At 66.8% G+C, this 26277-nt stretch carries 26 protein-coding genes and 1 pseudogene; 10 read left to right on the top strand and 17 right to left on the bottom strand.

Translation table 11 applies throughout. The annotated features are described in order from the left end of the window. Positions 1-21: 21 nt before the first annotated feature. Genes ACFQ9R_RS08320 through ACFQ9R_RS08335 form a run of 4 tightly spaced genes read right to left on the bottom strand, consistent with a single transcriptional unit; the run spans position 22 to position 4203 of the window. Entirely contained in the window at positions 22-1125 is a 1104-nt protein-coding gene (locus tag ACFQ9R_RS08320) for an MCE family protein (protein ID WP_378990005.1), read from the bottom strand. A gap of 9 nt (positions 1126-1134) precedes the next feature. Further along, entirely contained in the window at positions 1135-1899 is a 765-nt protein-coding gene (locus ACFQ9R_RS08325; protein ID WP_378989659.1) for an MBL fold metallo-hydrolase, read from the bottom strand. Between the two features lie 7 nt (positions 1900-1906). Further along, positions 1907-2872: a fumarylacetoacetate hydrolase family protein gene (locus ACFQ9R_RS08330; RefSeq protein ID WP_378989660.1), complete on the bottom strand. Its 966-nt coding sequence runs from the start codon at positions 2870-2872 to the stop codon at positions 1907-1909. Then, positions 2869-4203, bottom strand: coding sequence for an alpha/beta hydrolase family protein (locus ACFQ9R_RS08335; RefSeq protein WP_378989661.1), 1335 nt, complete (start codon positions 4201-4203; stop codon positions 2869-2871). The genes ACFQ9R_RS08330 and ACFQ9R_RS08335 overlap by 4 nt, the downstream gene beginning before the upstream one ends. Before the next feature lie 98 nt (positions 4204-4301). Here ACFQ9R_RS08335 and ACFQ9R_RS08340 point away from each other — a divergent pair, with 98 nt between their 5' ends. Both ACFQ9R_RS08340 and ACFQ9R_RS08345 read left to right on the top strand, forming a co-directional pair. Continuing rightward, on the top strand, positions 4302-4907 hold the full coding sequence (locus tag ACFQ9R_RS08340; RefSeq protein WP_378989662.1) for a TetR/AcrR family transcriptional regulator: 606 nt from the start codon (positions 4302-4304) through the stop codon (positions 4905-4907). A gap of 47 nt (positions 4908-4954) precedes the next feature. Continuing rightward, positions 4955-5347, top strand: a complete 393-nt coding sequence (locus ACFQ9R_RS08345; protein WP_378989663.1) for a carboxymuconolactone decarboxylase family protein — start codon at positions 4955-4957, stop codon at positions 5345-5347. A 268-nt stretch (positions 5348-5615) separates the two neighbouring features. Here ACFQ9R_RS08345 and ACFQ9R_RS08350 read toward each other — a convergent pair whose 3' ends face one another. From ACFQ9R_RS08350 to ACFQ9R_RS08365, 4 genes and pseudogenes are all read right to left on the bottom strand, one after another. Beyond that, positions 5616-6167, bottom strand: coding sequence for a S1 RNA-binding domain-containing protein (locus ACFQ9R_RS08350; protein ID WP_378989664.1), 552 nt, complete (start codon positions 6165-6167; stop codon positions 5616-5618). A gap of 131 nt (positions 6168-6298) precedes the next feature. Continuing rightward, positions 6299-6655 (bottom strand): annotated as a pseudogene (locus ACFQ9R_RS08355) (DUF1206 domain-containing protein); the annotation flags it as partial. Between the two features lie 94 nt (positions 6656-6749). Beyond that, the gene (locus ACFQ9R_RS08360) at positions 6750-6917 is read right to left on the bottom strand and encodes a CsbD family protein (RefSeq protein ID WP_378990006.1); all 168 of its coding nucleotides are present in this window, start codon (positions 6915-6917) and stop codon (positions 6750-6752) included. A gap of 157 nt (positions 6918-7074) precedes the next feature. Beyond that, entirely contained in the window at positions 7075-7836 is a 762-nt protein-coding gene (locus tag ACFQ9R_RS08365; protein WP_378989665.1) for a nuclear transport factor 2 family protein, read from the bottom strand. A gap of 61 nt (positions 7837-7897) precedes the next feature. Between ACFQ9R_RS08365 and ACFQ9R_RS08370 the strand changes: the two genes are divergently transcribed. The 5 genes from ACFQ9R_RS08370 to ACFQ9R_RS08390 all read left to right on the top strand — a co-directional run bounded on the left by ACFQ9R_RS08370 (position 7898) and on the right by ACFQ9R_RS08390 (position 12217). Next, complete coding sequence (locus ACFQ9R_RS08370) at positions 7898-8503, top strand: TetR/AcrR family transcriptional regulator (RefSeq protein WP_378989666.1); 606 nt, start codon at positions 7898-7900, stop codon at positions 8501-8503. 272 nt (positions 8504-8775) lie between these two features. Further along, entirely contained in the window at positions 8776-9312 is a 537-nt protein-coding gene (locus tag ACFQ9R_RS08375; protein WP_378989667.1) for a hypothetical protein, read from the top strand. A gap of 112 nt (positions 9313-9424) precedes the next feature. After that, positions 9425-9907 (top strand): nuclear transport factor 2 family protein, encoded by a 483-nt coding sequence (locus tag ACFQ9R_RS08380; protein ID WP_378989668.1) that lies wholly within the window; start codon positions 9425-9427, stop codon positions 9905-9907. Between the two features lie 259 nt (positions 9908-10166). Beyond that, positions 10167-10910, top strand: coding sequence for a hypothetical protein (locus ACFQ9R_RS08385; protein WP_378989669.1), 744 nt, complete (start codon positions 10167-10169; stop codon positions 10908-10910). 137 nt (positions 10911-11047) lie between these two features. Continuing rightward, the gene (locus ACFQ9R_RS08390; protein WP_378989670.1) at positions 11048-12217 is read left to right on the top strand and encodes a serine hydrolase domain-containing protein; all 1170 of its coding nucleotides are present in this window, start codon (positions 11048-11050) and stop codon (positions 12215-12217) included. 55 nt (positions 12218-12272) lie between these two features. Here ACFQ9R_RS08390 and ACFQ9R_RS08395 read toward each other — a convergent pair whose 3' ends face one another. Next, complete coding sequence (locus tag ACFQ9R_RS08395) at positions 12273-12941, bottom strand: hypothetical protein (RefSeq protein WP_378989671.1); 669 nt, start codon at positions 12939-12941, stop codon at positions 12273-12275. A gap of 226 nt (positions 12942-13167) precedes the next feature. On the opposite strand from ACFQ9R_RS08395, the gene ACFQ9R_RS08400 reads away from it, so the two are divergent. Continuing rightward, positions 13168-14427 carry an oxygenase MpaB family protein gene (locus ACFQ9R_RS08400; protein ID WP_378990007.1) on the top strand — a complete coding sequence of 420 codons (1260 nt, stop codon included), beginning with the start codon at positions 13168-13170 and terminating at the stop codon, positions 14425-14427. Between the two features lie 17 nt (positions 14428-14444). Beyond that, on the top strand, positions 14445-15509 hold the full coding sequence (locus tag ACFQ9R_RS08405) for a lipocalin-like domain-containing protein (RefSeq protein WP_378989672.1): 1065 nt from the start codon (positions 14445-14447) through the stop codon (positions 15507-15509). A 23-nt stretch (positions 15510-15532) separates the two neighbouring features. Here the strand turns inward: ACFQ9R_RS08405 and ACFQ9R_RS08410 are convergent, their stop codons facing one another. After that, positions 15533-16159 (bottom strand): TetR/AcrR family transcriptional regulator, encoded by a 627-nt coding sequence (locus ACFQ9R_RS08410; RefSeq protein ID WP_378989673.1) that lies wholly within the window; start codon positions 16157-16159, stop codon positions 15533-15535. Between the two features lie 270 nt (positions 16160-16429). On the opposite strand from ACFQ9R_RS08410, the gene ACFQ9R_RS08415 reads away from it, so the two are divergent. After that, complete coding sequence (locus ACFQ9R_RS08415) at positions 16430-16984, top strand: hypothetical protein (RefSeq protein ID WP_378989675.1); 555 nt, start codon at positions 16430-16432, stop codon at positions 16982-16984. Positions 16985-17043: 59 nt separating this feature from the next. Here ACFQ9R_RS08415 and ACFQ9R_RS08420 read toward each other — a convergent pair whose 3' ends face one another. Genes ACFQ9R_RS08420 through ACFQ9R_RS08450 form a run of 7 tightly spaced genes read right to left on the bottom strand, consistent with a single transcriptional unit; the run spans position 17044 to position 26144 of the window. Further along, entirely contained in the window at positions 17044-17751 is a 708-nt protein-coding gene (locus ACFQ9R_RS08420) for a cutinase family protein (RefSeq protein ID WP_378989676.1), read from the bottom strand. A gap of 53 nt (positions 17752-17804) precedes the next feature. Beyond that, positions 17805-19277 (bottom strand): serine/threonine-protein kinase, encoded by a 1473-nt coding sequence (locus ACFQ9R_RS08425; RefSeq protein ID WP_378989678.1) that lies wholly within the window; start codon positions 19275-19277, stop codon positions 17805-17807. After that, entirely contained in the window at positions 19270-20502 is a 1233-nt protein-coding gene (locus ACFQ9R_RS08430; protein ID WP_378989679.1) for a hypothetical protein, read from the bottom strand. Before ACFQ9R_RS08430 ends, ACFQ9R_RS08425 begins: the two co-directional genes overlap by 8 nt. A gap of 3 nt (positions 20503-20505) precedes the next feature. After that, positions 20506-21948 carry a serine/threonine-protein kinase gene (locus ACFQ9R_RS08435; RefSeq protein WP_378989680.1) on the bottom strand — a complete coding sequence of 481 codons (1443 nt, stop codon included), beginning with the start codon at positions 21946-21948 and terminating at the stop codon, positions 20506-20508. Then, a complete protein-coding gene (locus tag ACFQ9R_RS08440) occupies positions 21935-23473 on the bottom strand; it encodes a serine/threonine-protein kinase (protein WP_378989681.1) in 1539 nt (512 codons plus the stop codon). Before ACFQ9R_RS08440 ends, ACFQ9R_RS08435 begins: the two co-directional genes overlap by 14 nt. Positions 23474-23478: 5 nt before the next feature. After that, entirely contained in the window at positions 23479-24678 is a 1200-nt protein-coding gene (locus ACFQ9R_RS08445) for a hypothetical protein (RefSeq protein WP_378989682.1), read from the bottom strand. Beyond that, positions 24675-26144 (bottom strand): serine/threonine-protein kinase, encoded by a 1470-nt coding sequence (locus ACFQ9R_RS08450; protein WP_378989683.1) that lies wholly within the window; start codon positions 26142-26144, stop codon positions 24675-24677. The genes ACFQ9R_RS08445 and ACFQ9R_RS08450 overlap by 4 nt, the downstream gene beginning before the upstream one ends. Positions 26145-26277: the final 133 nt, after the last annotated feature.

The raw sequence follows: 26277 nt of genomic DNA on the forward strand, positions 1-26277 counted from the left end.
ATCTCGTGGTCCAGCGTTTCGTCATTTCGTCAGTCCGAGCAGTGCGGCGGTGAGCCCGTAGTCGGGGCCGAAGTCGTGCATGTTTCCGGAGCGGCAGCCATCGGACTTCATCTGGATCCGCTCACAGAACGCGCTGACGATCTCGCCGGAGAGGGCGGTGCCGATCAGGGCGTGTATGCGCACGAAGCCCTCCTGCTTGTTCATGGCGCCGTCGATGTTCTGCATGAGCAGCGGCACCACGTCGACGATCTCGACCATCGCGCCGGAGTTGGCACGCAGCTGGTTGGTGACGGTGGTCAGGCCGGTCAGCGAGGCGGCCAGTTCGTCCTGGTGCCCGGCGAAGGTCGTCGAGGTGTTGTTCAGGAACTGGTTGAGCTGGTCGAGGGTGGCCTGCAGACCGGGCGCCTGGTCGGCGAGCAGCCCCGACATGGCGGTCATCCGGTCGCTGAAGTCGCGCACGGACTGGTCGTTGTCGGCCAGCATCGTCGTGAGCTCGTTGAGCTTGATGATGATGTTGGCGATGGCGTCTTTGTTGTCGACACCGACCTTCAAAGCACCCGAGAGCGCGTCGAGGGTTTCGCGGATCTTCTGGCCGTTGCCGTTGAGCACCGGGTAGAGCGCCCGGCCTGAGAGCGGGCCGAGACCCTCCTGGCCTTCCTCGGGCTCGAGCGAGGCTGCGAACTGGTCGATGGTCTTGATCATCGTGTCCAGCTCGACCGGGGTCCTGGTCCGCGCGAGCGGCAGGTGATCGCCGGATTCGAGGGTACCGCCGCCGGTGTAGGGCGGGGTGATCTCGATGTGGCGGTCGGTGACGATCGAGGGCGAGATGATCGCCGCGATGGCGTCTTTCGGGACCTTGACGCCGGCGTCGATGGTCATGTGGACCTCGACGTAGGTGCCCTTGGGGACGATCTTGTCGACCTTGCCGACCGCGAGGCCGAGGACCATGATCTCGTTGCCCTCGTACATGCCGGCGATGTTCTCGAAGTCGGCGGTGATCTTGGTCGAGCGGCCGAGCGGGTCGTTCACCTGGCCGGGTATGGAACAACTGACGATCGCGATGGACGCCGCTGCCAGGCCCAGAGGGCGGAAGGATCTGTACACGGTGCTGCGCAGGTACCTCATTGGTTCCATCTATTTGTTGTCAGTGTCGGTGAGTGGTGGTCGCGGCCCCAAAGCTGTGGCGATGGACGGTCCGTCGAAACTGCTGGGCAGTCCGTGTCCTGGAACCAGGGTGTGCGCGTGCACCGTTGCGAGAGTCGTAGCGGTGTCGTAGGTGAGTGCTTCGTCGTGATTGAACACCGCCGGTAGCAACTGGGGGCCTACGTGAGGTAGCAGCGGATGCCCGGTGACGAGTGCGTCTCCGGAGAACAGCACGCCTTCGGCGGGAAGGAGGTAGGCGGTGTGGCCGCTGGTGTGCCCGGGGGTGGGTATCGCGACGAGTCCGCCGGGCAGTGCCGCCAGGGTGGCGGGCTCGACCGCCTCAGCTTGTGGGATGGCCGTGCCGATGTGGCCGTGCACCGCGCGCAGGGTGTGTGCGACCCAACGGCGGCCGCGGCGGGTGGTGAGTTGTTCGAGCATTCCGATCGGCGTGATCTGTTGCAGGTATTCGCGTTTGGCGTGGCGCACTTCCTCGGCGCCGGTGTAGACCGGCATGCCGAACTGCTCGATGAGCGCCGGGATCGCACCGATGTGGTCGAGATGGGCATGGGTGATCAGCACGGCCCGAACATCGGCAAGCCGACCGCCGATCTGCCGGACAGAACCGAGCACGTCGGCGGCGTCAGCGGGGTATCCGGCGTCTATCACGGTGATCCCGGAATCGTCGCTGATCAGTGCCCAGTTGACGTTGGTGCCGGCTACGACATGGACGGAGTCGGAAACCTGATCGATTTTCATCTCGGGCCTACTTCTGGATGTCGTGTTCGATGATGCCGATGCCGTCGATTTCCAGGCGCAGATGGTCGCCGGGGGCGAGCCAGCGGCCCAGTTCCATCCCACTTCCACCGGGCAAGGTGCCGGTCGACAGCAGTTCGCCGGGGTAGAGCTGTTCGCTGCAGGACACGTGCGCGATGGCTTGGGCCATCGAGTACCGGGCATTGTGTGTTCCGGTGCGCGCCACGGTCTCTCCGTTGATCGTGACCGTGGCGGTCAATCGGTCGAGCCGATCGATGAGCGCGGGCCCGGCGGCCGCGGTCGCCGACATCGAGGTGAGGAAGTGTTTGGATCGTTGCGGTCCGAACCCCGAACGCATTTCGGCCAGTTGGACGTCGCGGGCGGAGAAGTCGTTGATCACCACCACTGCGGCGATCGCGGCGGCCGCCTGTTCGACCGTGGCGTCGCGCAGCGGAACACCGAGCACGACGCCGAGTTCGAGTTCGAAATCCAGTGCCCGCGTGTAGTTCGGGGCAGCAACCGGCAACCCGGAGGGGACGATGGTCAAGGCGTTGGACATGTAGTAGATCGGCTGCCGGTACCAGAGCGCGTGCGGCCGGAACGGCGGGAAAGTGCGCCGGGTCAGTGTCTCGTACGCGGTGGCGACGCGGGAGCCCGCAGGCAAGAATCGGCGGGCCAGACCGCGCGCGGCGTCGACGGCGTGCCTTTCGAAGATCATGAAATCGCGGAACGAGGCCGGGCACACCGGCAGGACGAGGGCCCCGTCGTCCAGTCCGAGGGCGTCGTAGCGCGCTAGCTCGAAATCGAGGGTAAAGGCGGGCTCGATTCTCGGGAACCCCTGGCTACCATCGGATTCGGACTCGGTGCGCCATCCCGTGCCGTATTCGATCTGGGTATCGATTCGGTGTGTGCTGCGATCGAGGATGCGCCGCATCCGAGGGATCGCCGCAGTGGGCCGATCGTGTGGGTGGGTCATGCGGTGACCTCGACGCCCACACGTAGGTGATCGCGAAGGAATTTCGTCGACAGTGCTGTCCACTGCTCGGCGTGGCCCATGGCACAGTGGTCGTCCTCGGCATAGAGCACCAATTGCGCGTCCGGTGCGGCGATGGCGATGTCGATCGAGTCCTGGGTGGAGGCAAGGGTGTCGCGGGCGCCGTTGATCACCAACAGTGGGATGTCGATCCGGCGATAGTGCTGGGCGAGTGAGAATGTCGCCAATTTGCTCGACAAGTCGGCAGGGCCTCGAGCACCAAGGGTCGAGACCAGCGCGGAGACCATGATCTCGGGCATGCCGATCGAGTTGAGCAGCCCGAAACTGCGGTCAGCGAGCGGGCCGTTGGACACCGCTACCGTCAGCCTCGGGTCGGCGGCGGCCATCCGCGTCGACCAGTAGGCTCCGAAACTGAAGCCCAGCATGCCGATCCGTTGCGCATCCAGGCGCGGGTCAGCGCAGAGGTGATCGATGACGGTCGAGTAGATGGTCTCGGCGTCGATGCTCAGCGGCTCGGTATACGAGTAGGTGCCGGGCATCTCCATCACGAATACGCCCATACCGGCGTCACGCCGCGACAACAGCGGCAATAGCGCTTCGGCGATGGTGCCTTCCAGCCCGTTGGTGACAAGGATCGTCGGTACCGACTCCACACCGGCTGGAAGCATCAGCATTCCACGCACAGTCTGAGCGCCGACCGGAATTCGCACCATTTCGATACGCACTCCCATCGCGGTGTCGAGCGAACCCAGCAGCACTTCGCACAGCCGGTGCGAGCGCTCGTAGGCGACGAGCCTGGCCGGGCTGAACCCCGGCCAGGCGGCGATGAACTCGTACACCAACGCCTTGATCAGCCCGTCGATCGCGATCGCGGCATCGGCGGCGTCGGGATGAGCCGCACAGAATCGGTCGACTGCCTCGGGATCGGCCACCGGCCCTCGGTCGGCCAGGATCGTTACCGCTGGTGAGAGCAACTCGCCAAGAGCATGCAGGTCCAATGGTGCGGCGGGGTCGAGCAGTTGGTCGGTCGACGGCCCGCCCAGGCGCAGCAACGCCGTGTCGGCCCGCGCGAAGTGTTGGCGGGCGAAGTCTTGCCAGTGCCCGGTCCAGCGGGTGTCGTCGAAGGACCGGCAACCGTGCAGCTGACGCTGGAATTCCTCGGTGTCGATCCCGCCGAGGTGGGTGAACCTCTCGGCGAACAACCGGGGCAGGAATCCCGCCACGCCGACCCGCCGGGCCGCACGCTCGGTGGTGTGAGTCATCGCGCGAGCGCTGATGAGCACTCGTTTGCCGATCTCCCGCACTGACGTCATCGTTGTGCCTCTCGATCTCTAATCGCAGATGTTTCTGCTTTTGTGAGCGTAGACACAGCGATAGCCAAAAGCAAGAAGCTCTGCTTTAGCATGGGGCTATGTCGGAAGCCGAGAACATCGAGCCGCCGCGTCGACCCGGAGGACGGGCGGCGAAGGTCCGCGAAGCCGTGCATCGCGCCGTGCTCGACGCTGTCGAAGAACACGGCGTGGACAAGGTCGGCATCCCCGATATCAGCCGCCGCGCCGGTGTCCGCGACAGCTCCATCTACCGGCGATGGGGAACGCGGGAGAACCTGGTGCTCGATGTGATGCTCAGCGCGAGCGAGCGCACCCTGCCGCTGCCGGACACCGGGTCGTTGCGCGGAGACCTTTCCTTCTTCGCCACCGCACTCATCGCCTACCTCGACAGCCCTCTGGGTACCGGTCTTGCGCGCGCACTGGCGTTCATCAGCGACTCCGAAGACATCGCCCGAGCACGGAACACCTTCTGGGAAACCCGCTACGAAGCCAACCGGGCCATGGTTGCCCGGGCGGTCGAACGCGGCGAGCTACCCGCCGGCACCGATACCCGGACCGTCGTCGAAACCCTCATCGCGCCGATACACTTCCGCCACTTCCTCACCCGCGAACCGATGGACGAACGGTTCGTCGACCAGCACGTCATCCGGGTGATCCGCGCGTTGCAGTCCGATCCGGCCGAATGAGCGACCGCCCATGACGCCTCCGATACCCCTCGACGAACAGGTAGTACATGACTGATCCCGAACCCCGGCAGCCTTCGGCCTACACCAACGGCCTGCGCACCCGCGAAGAAGTCATGGGTGCGGAATACGTTGCCCAGGCGCTGGCCCGCACCTCCGGCAGCGAATCGGCAGATCTTCAGCGCTTCGTCACCGAGCATGTCTGGGACGCGGTATGGAATCGGCCTGGTCTGGATCGCCGCGACCGCAGCCTGCTCAACCTGGGAATCCTCACAGCGTTACGAGCACACGACGAGCTCGCCGGCCACGTGCGAGGCGCGCTCAACAACGGGCTCACTCGCGCGCAGATCACCGAGTCGATCATCCACACCGCCGGATATTGCGGCGCACCCGCGGCACTGGCCGCCATGCGGATCGCCCAGCAGGAATTCGATCAACTCTGACCAACCCCGCAGCAGGTCGAACCTTTTGCCGCGCAGCGAACTCGCACTCGAGTCTCCGAGGCGTACATTGATCAGTTTCGGGGGCCAGACCCGGTAGGGACCCTGGATAGTTCGGCGAGTGAATGTGCTGGTGGCGGGGTCCGTGGCGGGGTTGGTCGTCGCGATGCTCACCGCGCCGGTCGGGGTGTCGGGCGCGATGTTTCTGCTGCCGGTGCAGATCGGCGTGTTGGGAGCTCTTCGAGGGAAGGGGCCTCGACGTGCCAGTAGGTCAGAGCTGGCTGGTGGTTTGTCGGGAGAGGAACAGCTGACGTTTTTCTCGGTCGACATGGGTGACAACGACCGTGACCCTGTCCCCGATCTGGACGACTTCGTCTGTCGGCTGGGTGAGGTCTCGGCGACGAATCAGCCCCTCGATCCCGTCCGCCACTTGGACAAAGACGCCGAAGGGCACCAGCTGGGTGACATGCCCGCGTAGTTCTCTACCGACGGTGATGCGCTCGGCAAAGGCATGGAAGGGGTCGGGCTGCAGTGCTCGCAGAGACAGCCTGGCCTCGGCATTCCAGGTATCGAACTGCAGGAATTCACCCGAAACGCGCTGCCCGACCTGGACAATGTCGGAAGCCGCTTCGAAACGCCTCCAGGACAATTCCGGGATCGTGATGAACCCGACGCCCGGGTAGAGCGGATGCGCGGGGCCATCGTCGAGCGCCACGAACACGCCGAACAATTCAATCGCTGTGACGGTGCCGGAAAGGACCTCGCCGCACCGTAAGGATCCCAGGAACGCCCAGAGTTCGGGGCTCTCGGCCCGCCAATCCATCTGTCCAGCCTTTCATGACGCGCTCAGCCCCTCCAACGACCCTGTGGAACGTCGCGCCATGGCTGGATCGCAGAGTCGTTCCCAGGCTTGCCTTTTCGTTTCGCCGCTGGTCAGCGAGCACCCAGAGTCAGCTACATCTTGGTGTAGCGCGCCATGGCGAAACTGTAGAGGCCATAGGTGATGATGCCCAGGTCGGCCGCGATCAACAGAGCCGCTCCGAAGGGCTGTGCTCCCAGAGTTTTGAACGCGCCGTCGAGTCCGGTGGCTTCGCTGGGGTCGGATCGGCCGACCGCCAGTATCACCAGCAATCCGATGGCCGCGACGGCCAACCCCTTCGCGATGTATCCCACCGTGCCCAACCGGCGAACCAGGTTGCTCGTGGAGCCTTGCAAGTCTTCGAGGAAGCTCTGCGTCGCTCCCTTGTGCACGTGGTAGCCGCCGATCGCGATGATGATCAACCCGGCGGTGACGAGAACGATCGTGCCCACGCTCGATCGTAACCCCTGCGTGTGGTGGATCCGTCGAAGCGGTCCGCAACGGTCGGCGCGCGGGGTCTACTGCGAGGTCTCTCGTTCGGCGAAGCTAGTTCTTGAAGGCGTCTTTGATCTTGGCAGCGGACTGTTTCAGGTTGCCCTTGATTTGTTCGGCCCGACCTTCGGCCTCCAGGCTTCGGTTGCCAGTGGCTCGACCGAACACCTTCTTCACCCGGCCCTTGGTGGCCTCGACGGAATTCGCGATTTTCTTGCTCATGCTCATGGCGGTTTCCTCGCTGTGTGCGATCAAGTCAACGCCGGAATCCCACGGCTGTCAACGATGTCGATCTTCGACACAAGGAGCAGAGAGCGATCGTGGTGAGCCTTCTGGCCTGCTGCCGCGACCTCGCCTTCTCTGCCACGCTGATCTGCGATTATCGGATGGATGCCGAACGAGGCCGGGTGGCAGGAGGGCGTAGTCGGGTGATGGCTCGGGTTGCGAGTCCTGCGCCGCGCATCAGCAATGTGAAGGCTGTGGTCGAAGGCCCGGGTACGATTCCGGCCAGTTGTACGCCGTCGAGCAGGTCGTAGAGCGTTTCGCCTTCGTACATCAGGTGTTCGGCGTTGAAGTGGTATCGGTCCACCGCGGTGCACTGGATGAACGCGCCGTTGCCCGGGATCGCGGGGGCGTCCGCTCCGTATGGGTGAAGCTTCAGCGGCCCGACGATGTGACCACTTCCGTAGTAGCGCACGACCATCCGGACCTCACCGGTCGGTGACAGGTCGACGTAGCACTGTCCGGGTATCGGATCATAGCGCCAGTCGGGGATGGCATCGAAGAACGCGAAGTTGTAGGCCACGAATTCGTCGAGGCCGACCATTGTCGCGCCGAGGGTCGTCACATCCTTGTATCTGAGATCGCCGGTGTAGAGCTCGTGGTTATGGCTCATATCCCGGGTCTGCCAGCTCCACCAGTACTTCTTCGCCCAGTCGAGAGTCCAGGCGATATCGAGGCCGTGGTCGGCATAGAACGCGATCTTCTTCTCGTATTCGTCGAACCACGTCTGCGTCATGGCGGTCAGCGCGGCTTCATCGAGAACATCGACCGGCTCGGCGCGGTTCGTCAGCACTGCCGGAATCGGTTGTGCCAGGCGCGGCTGTCGCAGTGACAGTTGGAACTGCTCGTCGGTGAACATGACCCTCTCCATCCGGAAGCACATGCTTCCTGATTAATGATGGTTGTTGTAAAGTGGTGCCGTGTCAAGGAGCTACGGCGGACAGACGGCGCAGAGCCGCGCCGCCGACCGGCGGGCGCGGCTGATCGATGTGGGTGTCGAAATAGTTGGCACGCAAGGTGTTTCCGCCCTGGGAATGCGGCCGGTCTGCCGTGCGGCGGGGCTGAGTCAGCGATTCTTCTACGAGAGCTTCGCCGACACAGACGTGCTGCTGCACGCGGTGTACCGGGCGACGCTGTCTCGCTTGGAACAAGCCGTCGCGCCGGCGGTGGCATCCGGCGATCTGCATGCGGTGTTCGAGGCCGCCGCCCGCCTGATGGAGGCCGATCCTCGTGTCTGCCGCATCTTGCTGGTCGAGCCGGTGGCGGATGTGCGACTGCGGGGCTATGTGCGAGAAACTGTTCCGGCTCTGGCAACAGCCGCACTGGGCGATCGCATCGCGGGTTCCCCGGGCGATCCTATTGTCCGCATGCATTTTTCGGCACTCTTCGGCGCCTTGATCTCACTGTTCGTCGAGTGGACGGAAGGTAATCTCGGCACCGACCGGAACGCCTTCGCCGGCCACGTGACTACCGTCGCGAAACAACTTATGAGCGAGATCAGCTCGGCCGAAACAAGGCGCCGATGATGAGGCGAGCGCTGCAGACATTGACGCCGTGATTCTTTCAACTGGGCAGGGTGTCGTGCGCCTCGGTCGGTGAGCCCCCACAGGGGGCAGGCCGATCAATCGCTGTTCAGGGCAGGGCGCGACACCTCGTGTGCCGGTTCTACGAGGATGCCGGGCATATAGTCGTCAGTGGCGACGCTCGACGAGGTGCACCGAATTTCCACCCCGTATGTCCGCACCTCCCCGCTCCGCATGAGCTGTCTCGGATGGGTGCGACTAACGGGTGAGGACCGATGGAACGCGACAAAAACAAGCTCTTACATGGGCCTTTGTTCGCCCGGAACATTCCGCTCGACCGCCGGAACGCGGCTCGCCGGATCAGCGCGTACATCTATGGGAACGTCCTGATCCTCTCCGCGCTGATCCCGGTCGCGCCATCCCTCGAGGATGTCGGTATCGCGGTCGTTCTCGGGGCCGCCCTGTCGACGTTCATCGCCCATGTCTTCGCCGAGAGCGTCGGGCAATCGGTACGCCAGAGCGGCGTGCCCTCCCCGCCCCAGCCTTGGCTCGACCTGCGCGATTCGCTGCCGATCCTCAGTTCGGCGGTGCTGCCCTGCGCGATCCTCGCGGCGGCGGCGGTCGGATGGCTCGAACCACGGACCGCCCAGGTGCTCGCCGAGGTCGCCATGCTGGTGCGGATCGGCGGAATCACGTTCGTCATCCGCAGGCTCGAGGGTGCGCGGCCGGATCGGTCGACTCTGCTCGGGGCGATTCTGCTCAGCTGCGCGGCCACCGCTGTCGTAGCGGCGAAGGTGATCCTCACGCACTGATCCGAGGCAGAGCGGTCGGGGAACGCCCCGACTGCCTTCGCGAATATGGATCACCGGGGCTGGGGACGCGCTTTCCCTGCGCTGAATCTAGAACACGTTCTACACTCCGGTCATGGACCTGGTTGCTATCGAGGAGATCAAGCGTCTCAAGCACCGCTACTTCCGCACGCTCGACCTGAAACTGTGGGACGAGTTCGCGGACTGCCTCGCCGAGGACGTCTCCGCGCGCTATGGCACCCAGGCGATGGGCGAGCCACTGCATTACGACAATCGCGCCGACGTCGTGGCCTTCATGCGCAAGAACCTCGGACCCGGGATCGTCACGGTCCACATCGCCAACCACCCCGAGATCGAGACCGATGGTGACATCGCGAAGGGTTCGTGGGCATTCGAGGACACCGTCCTGGTACCGGGCGCGAAGATCCAGATCCGCGGCGGCGGATACTATTCCGACACCTATCGTCGCGACCCGGACGGGGAGTGGCGGATCACCTCGACGCGATACGAGCGCATCTACGAGGCATTGACCTCGCTGGAAGACCTCCCTAGCTTCACGCTGCTGGCCAACCGCTGGGATCCATCGCTGGAGCACTGACCGGTGATTGCCTGCGCGAGCATCCAGCGGGCGGCATCATCGCACGCCCACCGGACGCCATCCGTCTGTCACACCTCGACAGCGGCCTCATCTATAGGATCGGGCACGCGAAACGCGGAATCAGGGGGCGACAGGTATGGATCAGCAGGCATTGCAACAATTTCCGTCCAGGACGGGCGGGAGTTTCGAATCGCGCGGTGACACAGCACCTTCGCAGATGCCGGGGAGGGTCCGGGCGGCGCGGGTCATCATTTTCGTGATGTCGGCGATCGGACTGGCCGGCACCGTCGCGCTGATAGGAATGGGTCATCCCCATGCGGCGGGCGGGAACACACAGGGATACCTGTTCTTCTGGGCGATGGCCGTCACGGCCTTGTTCTTCGCGCGGCGCCGGGGCTGGGTCCGGATCACCGTGACCGTCTTCGCCGTGATCGAAGGGCTCGTCGCTTTCGGTTCCATGGCCTTCAACGGCGGGACCGTGGACACCGATGCCGGTTTCGCCTTCGTCCGGATGTCACCCGGGCCTTTCGGGCTGGTCGCGGTGATCGCCATCATCGCCCTGCTGTTCGGTGGATCGGCCGACCGATGGTTCGGTCGTCCCGCCGGGGCGGCACCGGGCAGCCCGCGACCGACGCGGGATCCGGGCGAGCCGCTGCTTCGCCGCCGCCCTTACGTGGTCGGTGTGCTGATCACGATCGTGGTCGTCATCGGCATCGTGACGGCGGTGGTCATCGTCAACACCAGCAACACCACCAGGCCCGGCGCGCTGTCGGCCGGCGACTGCGTCGCGACCCAGGACGACCTGAGTATCGGTTTCTCCGATGCCGAGTTGGTGAAGGTCGGCTGTTCGGACGTGAGAGCCCAGGCGAAGGTCATCGCCCGAATAGCGGGCACCGACAAGACCACCGAGTGCCAGAAGTACGAGGACTCCGTCAAGCTCGCGGGGTACATCGGCTCCGACGGCGGTGCGTCTTTCGTGCTCTGCCTGCGTTCGTTCAGCTGAATTCGGCGACCCCGGCGGCAGCCGCGTCGGAGGAGACATCACAAGGTCCTGACGAGCCTGAGTCGGTCGAGACCGATGGGCGCGTAGATTCGACCTTGCTGTGATCGTGAGCGTTCCTCGACGAAGGGATCTCTGTCATGAGCAAGTCGCCCAGGCATCGCGGATGCCGCAGAGCATGTGCGGTGCTCGCGGTCGTGCTCGCCATCGCCACGGGCGGCTGCGGTGCGGAGGACATGTCCGGCGGCTCCGCGTCTTCGGCGGTCGAGAGTGCCGAAGCGGCGAAGATCGCCGACATCGTTCGCGCCAAGATGACCGAACTCGATCTCAGCTCCGCGGTCTACGGCGCATGGCGGGGCAGTGAGCAGATCGCCTTGGGCGCGCTGGGCGGATCACCGCTCGGTGTGCCCGCGACCGCGGAGATGCGCTTGCGCGTCGGCCAGCCGATGGAACCCATGCTGTCCACGGTCCTGTGGCGACTCGACGGCCAGGGCGTGCTGAAACTCGACGAACCCATCGCCCGCTGGCTGCCCGATTTCCCGCGCGCGGACAAGATCACTGCGCGGATGCTCGCCGACAGCACCTCCGGGATCTCCGACTATGTGACCGAACCGGAGTTCCTGAAGATCTTCGGCGAGAACCCGATCCGCGAATGGACCGCGCCGCAACTGCTCGAATGCGCCAATGCCCGCCCGCCGCTGTTCGAGCCGGGCACCAGTTTCGCCTACGCCCACAGCGATCTGGTCGTGCTCGGCGAGGTCCTGCAGAAGGCAGCGGGCAAGCCTCTCGGCGAGCTGATCGCCGAGCACATCACCGTCCCACTGGGCATGCATGACAGCAAGGTAGTACTCACCCCGCAGGTCGACGAACCGATCCTGCACGGCTACACCAACGAACGAAACTTCTTCGAAGACTCCACCTTCTGGAACCCCACCGCCTTCCTGCACAGCGGCAACATGAACTCCACCGTCGGCGACGTCGGCCGCTGGGTCCGCGCCCTCGGCACCGGCGAACGACTCACCCCCGACCAGTTCCAGCAGATGATGGGCCCGTCGACCGCGGGCCTCGGCCCGTTCACCACCGAAAAATACTTCGCCTTCGGTGTGGTCCACCTCGCCGACTGGCTGTATATGAACCCGTCCTACGGCGGGTACGACGGCGTCGCCTTCTACGACACGAAAACCGAGACCACCGTCGTCGTCTACGACACCCTCGGCCCCACCTCCGACTCCGATCAGAACAACGCCGTCGGCATCGGCACGGAGATCGCCACGCTCCTGGTCCCCGAACGCCCGCCGGCGGTCCCTTGAGCAGTGGGCACCGCCCTTCTGCCGGGTGCGGTCGGCAGGCAACGCCGGCCCGCGATCACCGGTCGCGCAGGACTTCGAGGCGGCCGTTGACCGACGCCAGACGACGTCCGGTTGTGCCGGTGGTCAGCAGCATGTTGGCGACTTGGAGCAACAGGACTAGGGATGGTTTGCCGGAGGTGGACCGGCGGGGCCATTCGTGCCAGTAGTGGGGTGGGTCGAGGCCGGCGTCGGGGCCGGTGGGTAGCCGCAGTCGATCACCGGGTGCGAGGACGGTGATGTGGAGATCGGTGAGTGCCCCGATGGCATCGTCGGACAGGGGAGAGGTTCGGGTGAGCATCGCCCAGCGGTGCAGCGGAACGCAGGCAGGCGCCGTGGCGAGGGTCGGTACCGCCAGCGCGTTGCGGTCGTAGGTGGCGGCGGCCAGCCCGGCGGGAACGAGCAGCGCGGTGACCGTGTCGTCGCACACCAGCTGCACGCCTGTTCCGTCGGCGGTGACCTCGGTCGGTAGTCCTCGATGCTGGTAGGCATCCAGCCAGTCCAGGGGGGTGCGCAGTTGGAGTGTTTCCGGCCAGGGCAGACCCCGGGATCCGTTCAGGACCGCCCACGCGGCGGCGCCGAGCTCGCACTCGTGGTGGCGATGGTCGGACCAGTACCGGCGGGCGTCGGTGGGGGAGAGCGCCAATGGTGGACTGGCACAGTCGAACTCCTCGTTCTCGAGTCCCATCGGTGTTCCTCCGGTGTCGGATGGCGGCCGATGACATCGGCCGCGGGCACCGACGATCGTGCCACACGCTTCCATACTTTCAGGTATGGATAAGTGTGCTTCATAGTATGGTCGGTGGACGTGACGCCCAGCGGGGTCGTTCAGCGAATTTCACGTCAGGAGGCCGACATTGGCCGAGTTCGTCGAGGATCATCTCCAGCGGGTCGCGACCCGCGCCGCGAGCAGCGTGGACACCGTGCGAGCGCCGTCGAGATGTCCCACCGCCTTTCGCTACTGGGAGGCCCGTGGCACGCCGGCAGTGCGACGGATCGAACGCGCTTTCGCGGCCGTGACCCGGCAACCGCTGTTCCCCAGCGACGAGCAGGCTGCGGCCATGTGCGAAGACCTGTTCGCGGGTGACCCGGTGGCCGAGCGATTCGTCGCCGAGGTGATGCACGGCGAGATCGGATCGAAAGCCGGGCGGGCGATGCTGGAGACAGCGCTGGCCGAGGGCATCGACGCCGTCGCGGACGCACCGGAATCCATGCGCGCGTTGTTCGCCGAGTTCGAAACAGTGCCCGACTGGGTGGTCCCCGAACTGGTGGAACAGGGCGCGGCGATCTGGCGGCGCTGGGGCACCATGCTGTTCAGCTTCGCCGGGGCCGAAACCCTCGAGATGTACACCGAAGCCGCGGTCGCGACCCCGTTGTCACTGGCAGGCGGCTACGCCGGAGACAGCGCGCTGCGCCGGTTCCTGGAGACCACCCGCTTCTGGATGGACGTCTCGGCCCCCGATGCGCTGCTCACCCCGGGATCGGCGGGCCGGGCCACCGCGCTGAAGGTCCGCGTCATGCACGTTTCGGTGCGGGCGAAGGTCGCCGACCATCCCGAATGGGACATGCGGCGGTGGGGCTTGCCGATCAGCCAGACCTACCAGATGCTGACCCTGCTGGCAGGCAGTGTGACCCCCGGACTGGGCCTGTGGGCGCTGGGCTACCAGACGACGCCCTCGGAAATCCGTGCGCTGCTGCACTTCCAGAAGTACATGGGCCACCTGCTCGGTGTGCGGTTGCGCTGGTACCCCGAGACCGTGCGCGACGCGCTGCGGGTGCTGGCCATGACGATGGTCTCGCGTTCCTACGACGCGGGTCAGCACGGTACGGAATTGATCGAGTCGTATCCGGCGGCGTTCGCGCCCCGCGACGGGCACCGTGGCCTGACCCGGTTGCGCGAAATGTACAACTACCGGATCAATTCCGTGTACTCCGCGATGTACATGGCGCCGGGAACCCGTCGGCGCTACACCATGCCGCCCGCGTTGCCGTGGATCATCGTTCCGATCGCGCGATTCCCGCTGATCACCGTGATGGAGATCGTGCGCCGGGTCTGTCCGCCGTTCGCGCGGGCGCACGAGAAACTGATGCTCGCGCATCGCGAGAACTGGTATCGAGCCCAGATGCAGGGCCGCACCGCCGCATTCGACGCCAGCGGCGCACTGCGCCGATGAACCCACCGAAGGTAGCCATGAGCACTGCCCCCATCGTCGAAGTGTGGAACGGGCCGGGACGTCGCGACGGCGTGCTGACCCCGGTCGAGCCTCGGCACAACGCGTTACATCCGTCGTCGAGCACACTGGCCTTCGAACACTGGTACTTCGACGCGCACCTCGACACCGGGCACGTGGTGATCGGGTTCCTGATCAAACGCAGGCCCGAGGATCTGCCCCTGGCCAGGCCCTGGGTGGAGATGATGGTCTATTCGCCCGACGGCACCTTGCGTCAGGTATCGCAGCGCTACCCGCGTTCGGCCACCTCGTTCTCGGCCGAGGGGTGCGACGTGCGCATCGGTCACAACACCGCACGCACCGTGTCCGACGCCGACGGGCAGGTGAGCCATCACCTGCGGATGGCCGAGGGCGGCATCGAGTTCGATCTGCGATTCCACAACGAGGTACCCGGTTGGATGCCGGGCAAAGGTGAAACCCGCTTCGGCACCAAGGATTCCTTCGGCTGGATGGTCGCTGCTCCCCGCGCGCGGGTGACCGGCGCGATCGAGCTCGACGGCGTGCGGCACGAGGTCACCGGGCGTGGCTATCACGACCACAACTGGGGTGTCGGCGACATGAAGAAGATCATCGAGCGCTGGCATTGGGGGCGGCTCTATGTCGAGGACTACTCGCTGCTGTTCGCCTCGGTGCTGACCCAGCAGCGCAGAGGCGGACACGAGATCAGCCCGCTGATGCTGGCCCACCACGACGAGATCGTGCTGTCCACCGGCGAGACCAGGCTCATCGAGGGCCCGGAACGCTTCGATGTGACCGCAGGACGCACCTATCCCGAATGGGTCGAACTGCATGTACCGGATCAGCTCGACCTCCGGTTGGACGTGGTGCGCGTCATCCACGCCCACGACCTGCTCGACGATCTTCCGGTGGTGCGATCGCGGGTGATCAAGCCACTGATGCACCGATTGGTCGGGCACCCCGGCTACTTTCGGTTCGAATCCACCTTCGACCTCAGCGTGCGCACCGCCGCGGGAACGCAGCGACGAACCGGCTCGACCCTGCACGAACTGGTCGCGCTGACCTGACCGGCACCGCGCGCCCCGGACGGTCAGCCCGGTGTCTCCCCGCTGGTGATGAATCGGAAGAACTCGCGGCGTTGCTCCTCGGTCGGTACGGGCAGGTTCTGGTTCCCGTGCACGAAGCCGATTCCGGCGAAGCACATCAGACCCGCCCGCATCTGTGCCTGCTCGGTCGAGAACCCCATATCGACGAGGGTGTCGGACAGTGTGTGAAATATCCGCTGATCCAGGGCTTTCACGGCCTCGGCCACCTTGGCGTTCGTTCGGGCCCAGTCCCGGACCGCGAGTTCGACCTGCCAGACCCGTTCTCCGGTGAGCAACTCGCCCATGCGGGCCAACCGCTGCTGCGGTGGCAGCTCGTCGAGGTCGTGGAAGCCGCGCGCCGCGTCGTTGTGGTCGGCGCACCAGAACTGCGCGGTGGTCTCCAGGAGTTGATCGATGCCGTCGAAATGCCAGTAGAAGCTGCCCTTGGTCACGCCGAGTTCGTCGCACAGGGTGGAAATGGTGATGGCGGCGACGCCCTTTCGCAGCAGCAGGCCGAGTGCGGCGGCCGTCCAGTCCTCGACTCCGAGCCTGCGTGCCCCGCGACCGGCCGCCGCCGCCTTGCGCTTGGACACCGGCTCGGCCGGTCGCGAAGCCCTGGTCCCTCCGGTCATGGCCGCCTTCCGTGTGCGCGTCGCGGTCAGCTTATCGCGCGGCGTCCGGCGTGTCGGCCGACCACTGGATACACACTGACTGGTCGGTAACGGCGTGCGCGGCGAGAGGCAGCGCCCCCAGGACGAATTCTGCGGCGATTCGTACTCTGCGCGGGCACGTACTCTGTTGAGTGCCTGCACATTTGGTGACCGTAGACCGTAGGATGGAGCCTGATGGACCACACGGACCCTTTCCCCCGCCCTATTCCCGTCACGGTACCGAAGCTGCTAGTGGGCTTAGGGTCAGCGTTGGTCGTCGCCGCGGCAATCGCATCCTTCACCTTCACCTCCACCCTCGCGCGGGTAGCCGGAGTTCCCGAGCACCTGACCTGGCTGTGGCCGGTGGTGGTCGGTCTCACCGTGGCGCTGGTCGCCTGCACGTTCATCACGCTGGTGGGTATCCGCGATGAGAAGGCCACGTCGCTGGTGCGGGTCTACGAGTTGCTGCTTGTCGGCGCCGTGCTGTCGAGCATCTGCGGAAACCTGCTCTCCATCTCCCGCGATCCGATCGAGATGGGAACCCTCGGCACCGCGATCGTGGTGTCCGTTCCCCCGATCTGCCTGATGATCTGCGTGGGTAACTATCTGTTGCTCACGGCAGTCATTCCCGTTCGTATCGTGGCAGCGATCCGTGAGGACGACTGGCGGCTGAGAGTCCTCGGCATACCCGGTGCGCCGTCGTCGTCCAAAGGTTCGCCCCCCGCCCAGCACGACAGCGACTCCTGGTGGGACCAGCACCGCAGCGAGGCAAGGACCCCGCCGACGACGCCGAGAACCCGGACGTAAGAACCCACGCCCCAGTACATCGGGGCGTGCGCCGCGATCTGCCTCCACCGATACCCGGGCTATTCGCCGAGCTGTTCGCGGACGAACGCCGCAGCTTGGTCGCGGGTGTCATTGAGGAAGTACATGAAGTGGCCGTAGCTCAGCGCATTTCCGAACCCGGCGGCCGGGTCGCCACCCTGGCAGACGCGGTCGCCGGTATTGCAATAGTCGCGCAGGCGATCGGCGAATTCCGTGAGCGCGCCCAGGCGCAAGGACCCGGTGCCGGACAGCGCGGGATCGAAGCTGCCGCGGTTGTAGGGTTCGGCGCCGTTGAACAGCGGGCTGCCGAACAGGGCGATGGCACGGACTCGCGTGGCCGCCTGTTCGGTCAACGTGGTTCGCGCGGAAAGGGCGTTGCCGATCACGCGTGCGCCTTGCGAGTAGCCGAGTAGAACGAGCTGCTGGTCAGGGCACGCGGCGGCGGTCGCGTTCAGGAGCGCGGTGAGATTCGCGATTCCTTGGACGGAGCTGTCCGGGCTCATCGAGGCCGGATACTCGAGTTCACCCACCGTGGTGCGGCGGCCGGATTCCTGGGCGATCCGCTCGCCCAGCGGAGTGAGCAGCCGGCTGCCGGACTGCGGTTCGAGGGTGCCACGGACGGTGACGACTCGGACCTCCGCGCAGCCGCCGGGCTGGGGTATCGGGTCGGCGGCCGCAGTAGAGAGAACCGGCAGCGACAGCGCTGCCGCGGCGCTCGAGAACGCCAGGATTCGAAAACGTCCACGCATGCGGCCACTGTATTGCTTCCGCAGACCGAATTCGACCGACATCGACGACCCGTTCAGAGCGGGGCGTTGCGCCACCATCGGTCGTAGAGGTCCTGGCCCGAGGTGCCGCCCGAGACTGCGAGGGCACACCGGGATCGGGTGCCGTTCTCGAACTCGACCAGCATCTCGCCTGTCGGTCCCGCCACTCCCTGTGCGTCGTTCCAGCGGGCGTGTCCGCGGCCGCTGGGCCGTTGCCAGTCCTCCTCGCCGACGAAAACCGCGGTGGCGGAGGAGACGTAGCGTTCCACCGGTTCGTCGGTTCCGCAGGTGAGCAACAAGCGGAACACCGGGTTCTGGTCACCGTTGCAGGCGAGTGCGTTCAGCGAATCGCGGGTCTGACGCGCGTCGATGGGACGTTGGTTGCCGTCGACGGCGCTGCACCGCAGGCCCTGGTAGCCGCTGTCTGTCTGAGATTTCGGCAGCAGCTCGGGGAAAGCGTCGACGACCCACTGGTGGGCCGCCCAGGAATTCGGGTCGATCGGAGCCGTCGAGGTCGCCGCAGCTGTGTTCTCCTCGGGCGAATCACGATTCAGCACAACCACACTCGTGACGATCGCCGCGATCGCCGCCGTCAGCGCGCCGACCACGATGCCGAGGCGACGGCGACGCGCCGGTCGATGCCCCACCACCGCTACCGCGTCGGTGGCGACGCCCAGGGCGGCGGCGGCATCGGCGGCCAGCGCGCCGCAGCTCGGATAGCGCCGCTGCGGATTCTTGGCCAGCGCGCGGGCGATAACGTCGTCGATCCGGCGCGGCAGCTCCCCGGCCACCGCGCTCGGGCGGGGTGGCGGGTCGTGCAGGTGTGCCGCGATCACCGCGTCGACGCTCGGTCGCGGGAACGGTTTGGCGCCGGTCAGCAATTCGTAGAGGGTGCAGCCGAGCGCGTAGATATCGGCACGGTGATCGATCGCCGTGCCGGTGAGCTGCTCGGGGGCCGCGTAGGCGACGGTCGCCAGAATGGTTCCGGCCTGGGTCAGCGTCGTCGCGGCCGCGGCCTTGGCGATGCCGAAATCGGTGACCGCGACCCGATCCGGTTGTCCCGGAATGGATTCGACCAGGATATTGGCCGGTTTGACATCGCGGTGCAGCATCCCGGCCCGGTGCGCGTGATCGAGTCCACGAGCCACCCCGGTGACCAGATGCGCGACACGGTGCGGGGTGAGCGCGCGGTCGCGCAGCAGGGTGGCGGCGTCGGGGCCGTCGATGAAGCGCATCGCGATCCACAGTTGACCGTGTTCGATGCCACGGTCGTAGACGCCGATGATGTTCGGATGGTCCAGCCGCGCGGCGAGTTCGGCTTCGCGACCGAAGCGCGCCCGGAACTCGGGGTCGGCGCCGAATTCCGCCGACAGCACCTTCACCGCGTCGCGGCGCGGGAGCCGGGGGTGGGCGGCGACGTAGACGGTGCCCATGCCACCGACGCCGAGTACCCGCTCGATCCGGTACCCGGCGAAGACCGTGCCCGGCGGCAGCGGGCGGCTATTCACTGCGCACCAGCAGCGCGTACTGGGCCGCGCTCTGCTGTGCGGCGTGCGCCGGGCTGCGGCCGATGATCGAGGCGGTGTATCTGCCGTAGAGCACATGGCAGTAGACCTGGGCGGGTGACGCCGGGTGCTGATCGAGCTTGTTGCAGTAGACATCCGGCACGCCGACCGGTGTGTCGATCATCGTCGCGGGATTGGCTGCCTGCCGCTCCTTGGTGAAGACCCGGCGCGCGCTGACCGCGTCGGGAAACCGTTCGACCACATTGTTGCCGTTCACGGCGACGACTTCGATCGGATCCTGGAAACCGAAGTGCTTCATCAGCCGGGTGGCTCGTGGACCGAGCACGACGCCGCCGATCTCGATCGAGGCCGACCAGCCGGCATTGGCGTCGGTATCGGCGGTGATCACCGTCGGCGGGGGCCAGTGCCCGGCGCCGAAGGGAAGTACGCGCGCGACCATGCCGTCGCGATCGAGCGGCAGGTCGGCGAACCGGTCCGGCGCGGTCGGCTGGAAATCCTGCAGCCGGGGGAGCTGGACGTCGAAGGTCTTGCGCACCATGGCCAGCAGCGCGGCCTGGTCCGGGCTGGTGTGCGCGGCCAGCACACTGACGACGAACGACCCGTGCGCGAGGGTGGCCGCCATGGTCGGCACGGTCGGGCGCCAATGCGCGAACGCCCCCGGGTACTCCGCGATCCGCGCCGCGACGTTGTCGGCGGTGACCGCGGCGTCGGTGGCGTTCATCTGCCTGGCCGCCAGCCGCGCCTTCGTGTCGTCGGGGAAGCGCAGCAGCAATACGGTGAGCAGACGGGCGGAGCCGATCTCCGGTGCTTTGCCACGAAAGTTGGCGTCGCTGCCGCTGACCACGAATCCGGCCAGCATGTCCTGGGATTCGAGCACTTCGCGGACCGGCTCGGCCAGAATTCCGGCTGCTTTCAACGGTGTGGGCAGCGGTGCGGTCCGGTTGGAGATGCCGTTGGTCAGGGTTGGATCGACCTCGACCGGATCGAGCACCGCCTCACCCATCCGCACCGATTCCAGCACCCTGCCGTACTTCTCGGTGCTCGAGGCCGGCGGCGTCATCGGGTCGACACTGTTCGAACCCACATCAAGGGTGGCCAGGTCGACTCGCTGCGGGACCGCTTCGCCGGGTCGCACGCACCCGCACAGCACCGTCAACGCCGCGGCCAGGACGGCCACGGTTCGGATTCGCTCACCCCGCGAGAACATCGACTACCCCTGTCCCAGTGGCGCATCCGGCCACCAGCGTTGCCACAGCACCGAACCCGAGGTGCCGCCGGAGATGCGCAGCTTGCAGAACTGGCGGTCGGGCCCATCGAACATCACGTCGAGCCGACCGATGAGCGTGCCCTCGTCGCCGGTGATGGTTCCCCATCGCACCTTTCCGCTCGCACCGTCGCGGGTCCACAGTTCCTCGCCCTCTACAGCCAGATTCGCTGTCCACGCCGGAATCTGGGTGCGATCGGACCGGCAGACGACCGAGAGCGTTTCGACGGGGTTCCGGTCACCGAGGCAGAGCACCCCGCCGATCTCGACCTGCTGATCGAGCGCGAGCGCAGTGCCGTCCTGGTCGACGTGTATGCAGCTGTTGACGTCCTGGTATCCGACGGTCAGCGGTGCGACCGGCAGCAGGTTCGGCAAGGTCTCGGCGGCCAGCGCGGCCGCGCCCCATGCGTCGGAGTTGGTGGCGACCCGGGCAGGGGCAGCCGAATCGGGATCGTCACCGGCGAACCCGATGACAAGCGAAATCGCCACCGCCACGGCCACTACGGCTGCGATCGCCACGCCGGTCAGCAGTCGGCGCGGCTCGGCAGCGGCTTCGGGTACGCAGGCCGCCCGCGCGGCAGCAGCCAGTTCACCGCAGCTCTGATAGCGCTGCGCGGGGTCCTTGGCCAGCGCCGTGGCGATCACCGCGTCCAATTCGGCCGGTACCCGGCCGTTTTCGCGTGACGGCCGAGGCGGTTCGTCGGACAGGTGCGCGTACATCACCGCCGCGGGACTGCTGCGCGAGTACGGGACCGTCCCGGTGAGCAGCTGGTAGAGCGTGCACCCCAGCGAGTACACATCGGCGCGATGGTCCACCGGGTCGCCGTTGATCAGCTCGGGCGCGGCGTAGGCCAGTGTCGCGGTGAATCCGGCACCCTCGGCGAGAGTCCCGTCTGTCTCGGCGGTGCGGGCGATCCCGAAGTCGGTGACCAGCACCCGATCCGGTTGGCCCGGTTCCGCGGTGAGCAGCAGGTTCGCTGGCTTCACGTCGCGATGCTGCAGGCCGACCCGGTGGATCTCGTCGAGACCGTTCGCCGACTCGGTCACGATGCGCAGCGCCCGCTCGACCGGAACGGCGGTCTCCTGCCGGATCAGCTCGGCGACATCGCCACCGTCGACGAACTGCATCGCGATCCACAGGCGGCCGTCCTGCTCGCCACGATCGCGGACCGCGACGACATTGGGATGTTGTAGCCGCACAGCGACTTCCGCTTCGCGCAAGAACCGCGCGCGGAATTCCTCGTCGTCGGTGTATCGGTCGGACAGGATCTTCAGCGCGTCGTGTCGGGGGAGCCGGGGGTGGTGCGCGAGGTACACCTCGCCCATGCCGCCGGCGCCGAGCCGCCGTTCGATCCGGTATCCGGCGAACTCGTCGTCAGAACGGAGCATCTGGCCACCACCGGTCGTAGAGTTCCTGGCCTGTTGTCGCGCCGATCACGACGACCATGCAGAAGTTTCGGGATGGCTCGTCGAATCCGACCCCGACCAAGCCGAGATCGCCGGTGGACACGGTCATGGTCGACCAGGTCACCCGGCCACGCCCGGTAGCGCGTTCCCACTTCTGGTCGCCGAGAACCACGGCACCCGGTTCGTTCACGAGGATGAAGGGGTGCCGGTTCGTCGAACAACGCACGTCGACATCGCGGATGGGGTCGTTGTTGCCGGTGCAGGTGATGCGGGCGACTTCGTCGGGCATCAGATTCAGGTCGGCGGCCGCACCGGTGTTCAGGCCCATGGCGGCGCATCGAATGCCCTGATGTCCGGTTCGGGTCGGGGTAGCAGGCAGCAGCCCGGGCAGCGCATCGGCGATGAAGGCGTACCGCCCCCAGGTCACCCCGGCACTGCTGGTCGGCGTGGCGGGGCTCGCGGTCGAACCGTCGGGGTCGCGGACGAGCGCCACGGCGACGGTGAGTGCCAGCACCAGCATGATGACGGCCCCGGCCATGGCGGCATACCGCAGCCGTGGAGTCTGTTGCTGCGGAGGCTGTTTCGGGGCGGGCACGACGGGGCGATCGGTGCTGGGCGAGGGCGGTGCGGGCGGTGCGCCGGCGACCACGGTGTGATCCGCCGCCACACCGAAGGCGCCGGCGGCCGCCGCGGCCAGTGCGCCGCACGACGAATAGCGCTCGTCGGGGTTCTTCGCCAGCGCGCGGGCCAGCACCGCGTCGATCGCGGGCGGCAGTTCCGGCCGGAGGGCCGTAGCCCGCGGCGGCACCGCCATCAGATGCGCCTGCATCACCGCCACCACCGAATCGCGGGGGAACGGCTTCGTACCGGTGAGCAGTTCGAACAGCGTGCAGCCCAGAGCGTAGACATCGGCGCGATGATCCACGCGCTGTTCGGTCAGCAGTTCCGGCGCCGCGTAGGCCAGCGTCGCCACCACCGTTCCGACCGCGGTGAGCGCGGTGCCGTCACCGGCGGCCCTGGCGATGCCGAAATCGGCGACCAACACTCGATCCGGTGCGTCCTCGACCGGCTCGAGCAGGATATTGGCCGGTTTCACATCGCGGTGCAAGAGGCCGTGGCGGTGCGCCTCGTCCAGCCCGCGCGCGGTCTCGGTGACGATGTGCACGGCCCGCGGCGGCGGTATCGGTGACTCGTGGCGCAACAACGCGGCCACGTCGGTCCCCGCCACGAACTCCATCGCGATCCACAACTGGCCCTCGTGCTCCCCGCGGTCGTGCACCGAGACGATGTTCGGGTGATCGAGCCGGGCGGTGAGTTCGGCCTCGCGCAGGAAGCGCGCCCGGAACTCCTCGCCCGCACCGGCGTTCTCGGGCAACACCTTGATCGCATCACGGCGGGGCAGCCGCGGATGCGCGGCCACATACACCGTGCCCATGCCGCCGGTGCCGAGCACCCGCTCGATCCGGTAGCCGGCGAAAACGGTTCCCGGGGGAAGGGTTTCGGTCATCGCCTCTACTCGCTGTTCACCAGCAGCGCGTACTGCGCCGCCGCTCGTTGCTGGACATCCTGGTAGTCCCGGCTGAAAACCAGCGCGACGTAGCGGCCGTACTTCAGGCGGCAACTGAACTTGGTGATCGGCGAGTCTCTCGTCGACTCCGCGCAGTTGATGTCGACCATGCCCTTCGGTGGCGGAACCGCGAGCTGGTCGTTGTTGTTCGGCAGGTCGGCGAAGAAGGCGGCCGCTGTCGCCGCGTCGGCGAAGCGCATCAGGCGGTCGTACCGGTTCAGGCTGACCAATTCGGCGACCTCGCGGCTGGGTTGGTAGAAGTGGCCCGCACGCGGACCGAGAACGATGCCGCGCGCCTGCAGCAGGCTTTCCCACCCGGCGACCTCGCTGAAGTCGCCGAGAATCACCACCGGAAACGGCCACCGCCCTGGTGCTTCGGGCACCATCCGTCCCAGCATGCCGTCACGGTCGAGGGGCAGGTCGGCGAACTGCTCGGGCGGTGTGAGCGCGACATCGCGCAGCATCGGGCGCTGTTCCTCGAAAGCCCTGCCCGCCAGCGTTGTCAGGGCGGCGAGGTCGGGCGAGGTGTGCCCGGCCATGACCGTGACGACGAACGAGTCCACGGCCATCGTCGCCGCCAGCGTCGGAACCGTCGGACGCCAGTGCGCGCGAGCCGCCGGGTGCCCGGGGATCGTGACAGCCACATTGTCCGGGCTCACCGCCGCGTCGGCGGAGTCGATCTCCTGCGCGGCCAGTCCCGCGGCTGCCGCATCGGGAAATCGCAGCAGTGTGAGCTGCAGAATCCGGCTGCTGCCGATCGAGAATTGGGTGGAAGCATCGGTGGCGCCGACGGTGTAGCCGGCCAGCATGCCGTGACGCTCCAGGACCGCGCGCACCGGATTGGCCAGCAGCGCCGCCGCTTTCGCGGCGGTCGGCAGGGGGTCCGAACCCGATCGTGAGCGGGGCACGGTCAGCGCCGGGTCGACCCTGGCCGGATTGGCGATGGCCTCGCCGAGCCGAACCGATTCGACCACGCGCCCGTGATACTCGCTGCCGCGTTCGGGCGCGCGCAGCGGGAAGCGGCTGTAGGGGCCGACATCAAGGGTGGCGGGATCCGGCACGGGCATTGGATCACCGGTCATCGCGCAGCCCGAGACCGCGGCGAGGATCACAGCGAGCGCGAGAGCCAGGGGTGCGAGTCTCACAGCGGTGCCTCCGTCCACCAGGCGGCCCGCAGCTCGGTGCCGTCCCGCGCGCCGGTGACGACGATGTAGCAGAAGCTGCGGTCGGGATCGTCGAAGTACAGCCGCAGGTAACCCGTCAGCTGCGGGGCCTTGTAGAGGTCGAGATAGGTTCCCCAGTGCAGGTTTCCGTGGCTCGACGGCCTGGTCCACTGTTCGTCGCCCTCGGCGCGATCGTAGGTGGGCGGCGGGGCGATCGGGGTGCGGTCGGCGTTGCACACGAGTTCGATCGTCTGCACCGGTTCACGATTGCCGAAACACATGATCCGGCCGGTCGGGACGAAGACGTCGACGGGCAGGTCCCGCAGCTGTGCGTCGGAGGGCCTGCACCCCCACATCTCCTGGTACCCGGTCCCGAACTGTGAGGCAGGCAGCAACTCCGGAAATGCCTGCGCGACATAGGTGTACGCACCCCAGGACACCGGGTCGACCGCGGTTTGCGGTCCGAGCGCGATCGCGGTCGGCGCGTGTTCGGTGGAACCGGTTCGGCTGATACCGAGCACCGCGGCCGTCAACGCGATCAGGACAGCGGCGGCCAGCGCGCCGTAGACGAGCGGGCGCCGCCGGACGGGAGCCCGGACCGCTGCCAGCCGGACCGTCCCCTGCGCGGCGGCCGACGCGGCAGCGGCCAAGGCGCCACAGGTCGGATACCGGTCGCCGGGGTTCTTCGCGAGCGCGGTCGCGATCACCTGGTCGAATCCGGGTGGGAGCCCGGGCTTGTCGAGGGCCGGCGGGGCTTCGTTCAGGTGGGCGTACATGACCGCGGCCGGGGTGTCGCGGGGGAACGGCACCGACCCCGTCAGCAGTTCGTAGAGCACGCAGCCCAGCGCGTACACGTCGGATCGGTGATCGATCGCCCCGCCGTTGATCTGCTCGGGTGCGGCATAGGCCAGGGTCGCGCTGAGCCCGGCGCCGGTCGAATCCGTGGGCGCGTCGGCGGGTCTGGCGATGCCGAAGTCGGTGATCAGCACCCGGTCGGGGCGGCCGTCCTGTTCGGCGACAAGGATATTGGCCGGTTTCACGTCGCGGTGCAGCACACCTTTGCGATGCAGCAGGTCGAGTCCCTTGGCGGCCTCGGCGACGATCCTGACCGTCCGCTCCAGCGGCAGCGCGCTCGGTCCACGGCGGATCAGCTGGGCGAGGTCGACACCGTCGACATACTGCATCGCGATCCACAACCGGCCGCCGTGCTGACCGCGATCGCGCACCGCGACCAGGTTGGGGTGGTTGAGCCGGGCCGCGATCGTGGCCTCACGCAGGAAGCGCTCACGGAACACCGCATCGCCGGAGTGCCTGTCGGACAGCACTTTCAGCGCGTCCTTGCGCGGTAGCCGCGGATGCTGGGCCAGGTAGACCGTGCCCATACCGCCCATGCCGAGGCGCCGCTCGAGGCGGTACCCGGCGAAATCCATGCCCTCAGAAACAGTCAACCGTCGTGCTTCCCGAACCTGTCGGCGCCGGGACCCTTCCGGCGCAAGTCGACCGACCCGTGGTCGACCGGCCGACTATAACCCGACTGGCGGTTGGGTTACCGGGGGACAGTCGAGCTACCGGTCCACCCGG

The organism is Nocardia sp. NPDC056541 (genome assembly GCF_042794235.1).
GTDB lineage: Bacteria > Actinomycetota > Actinomycetes > Mycobacteriales > Mycobacteriaceae > Nocardia.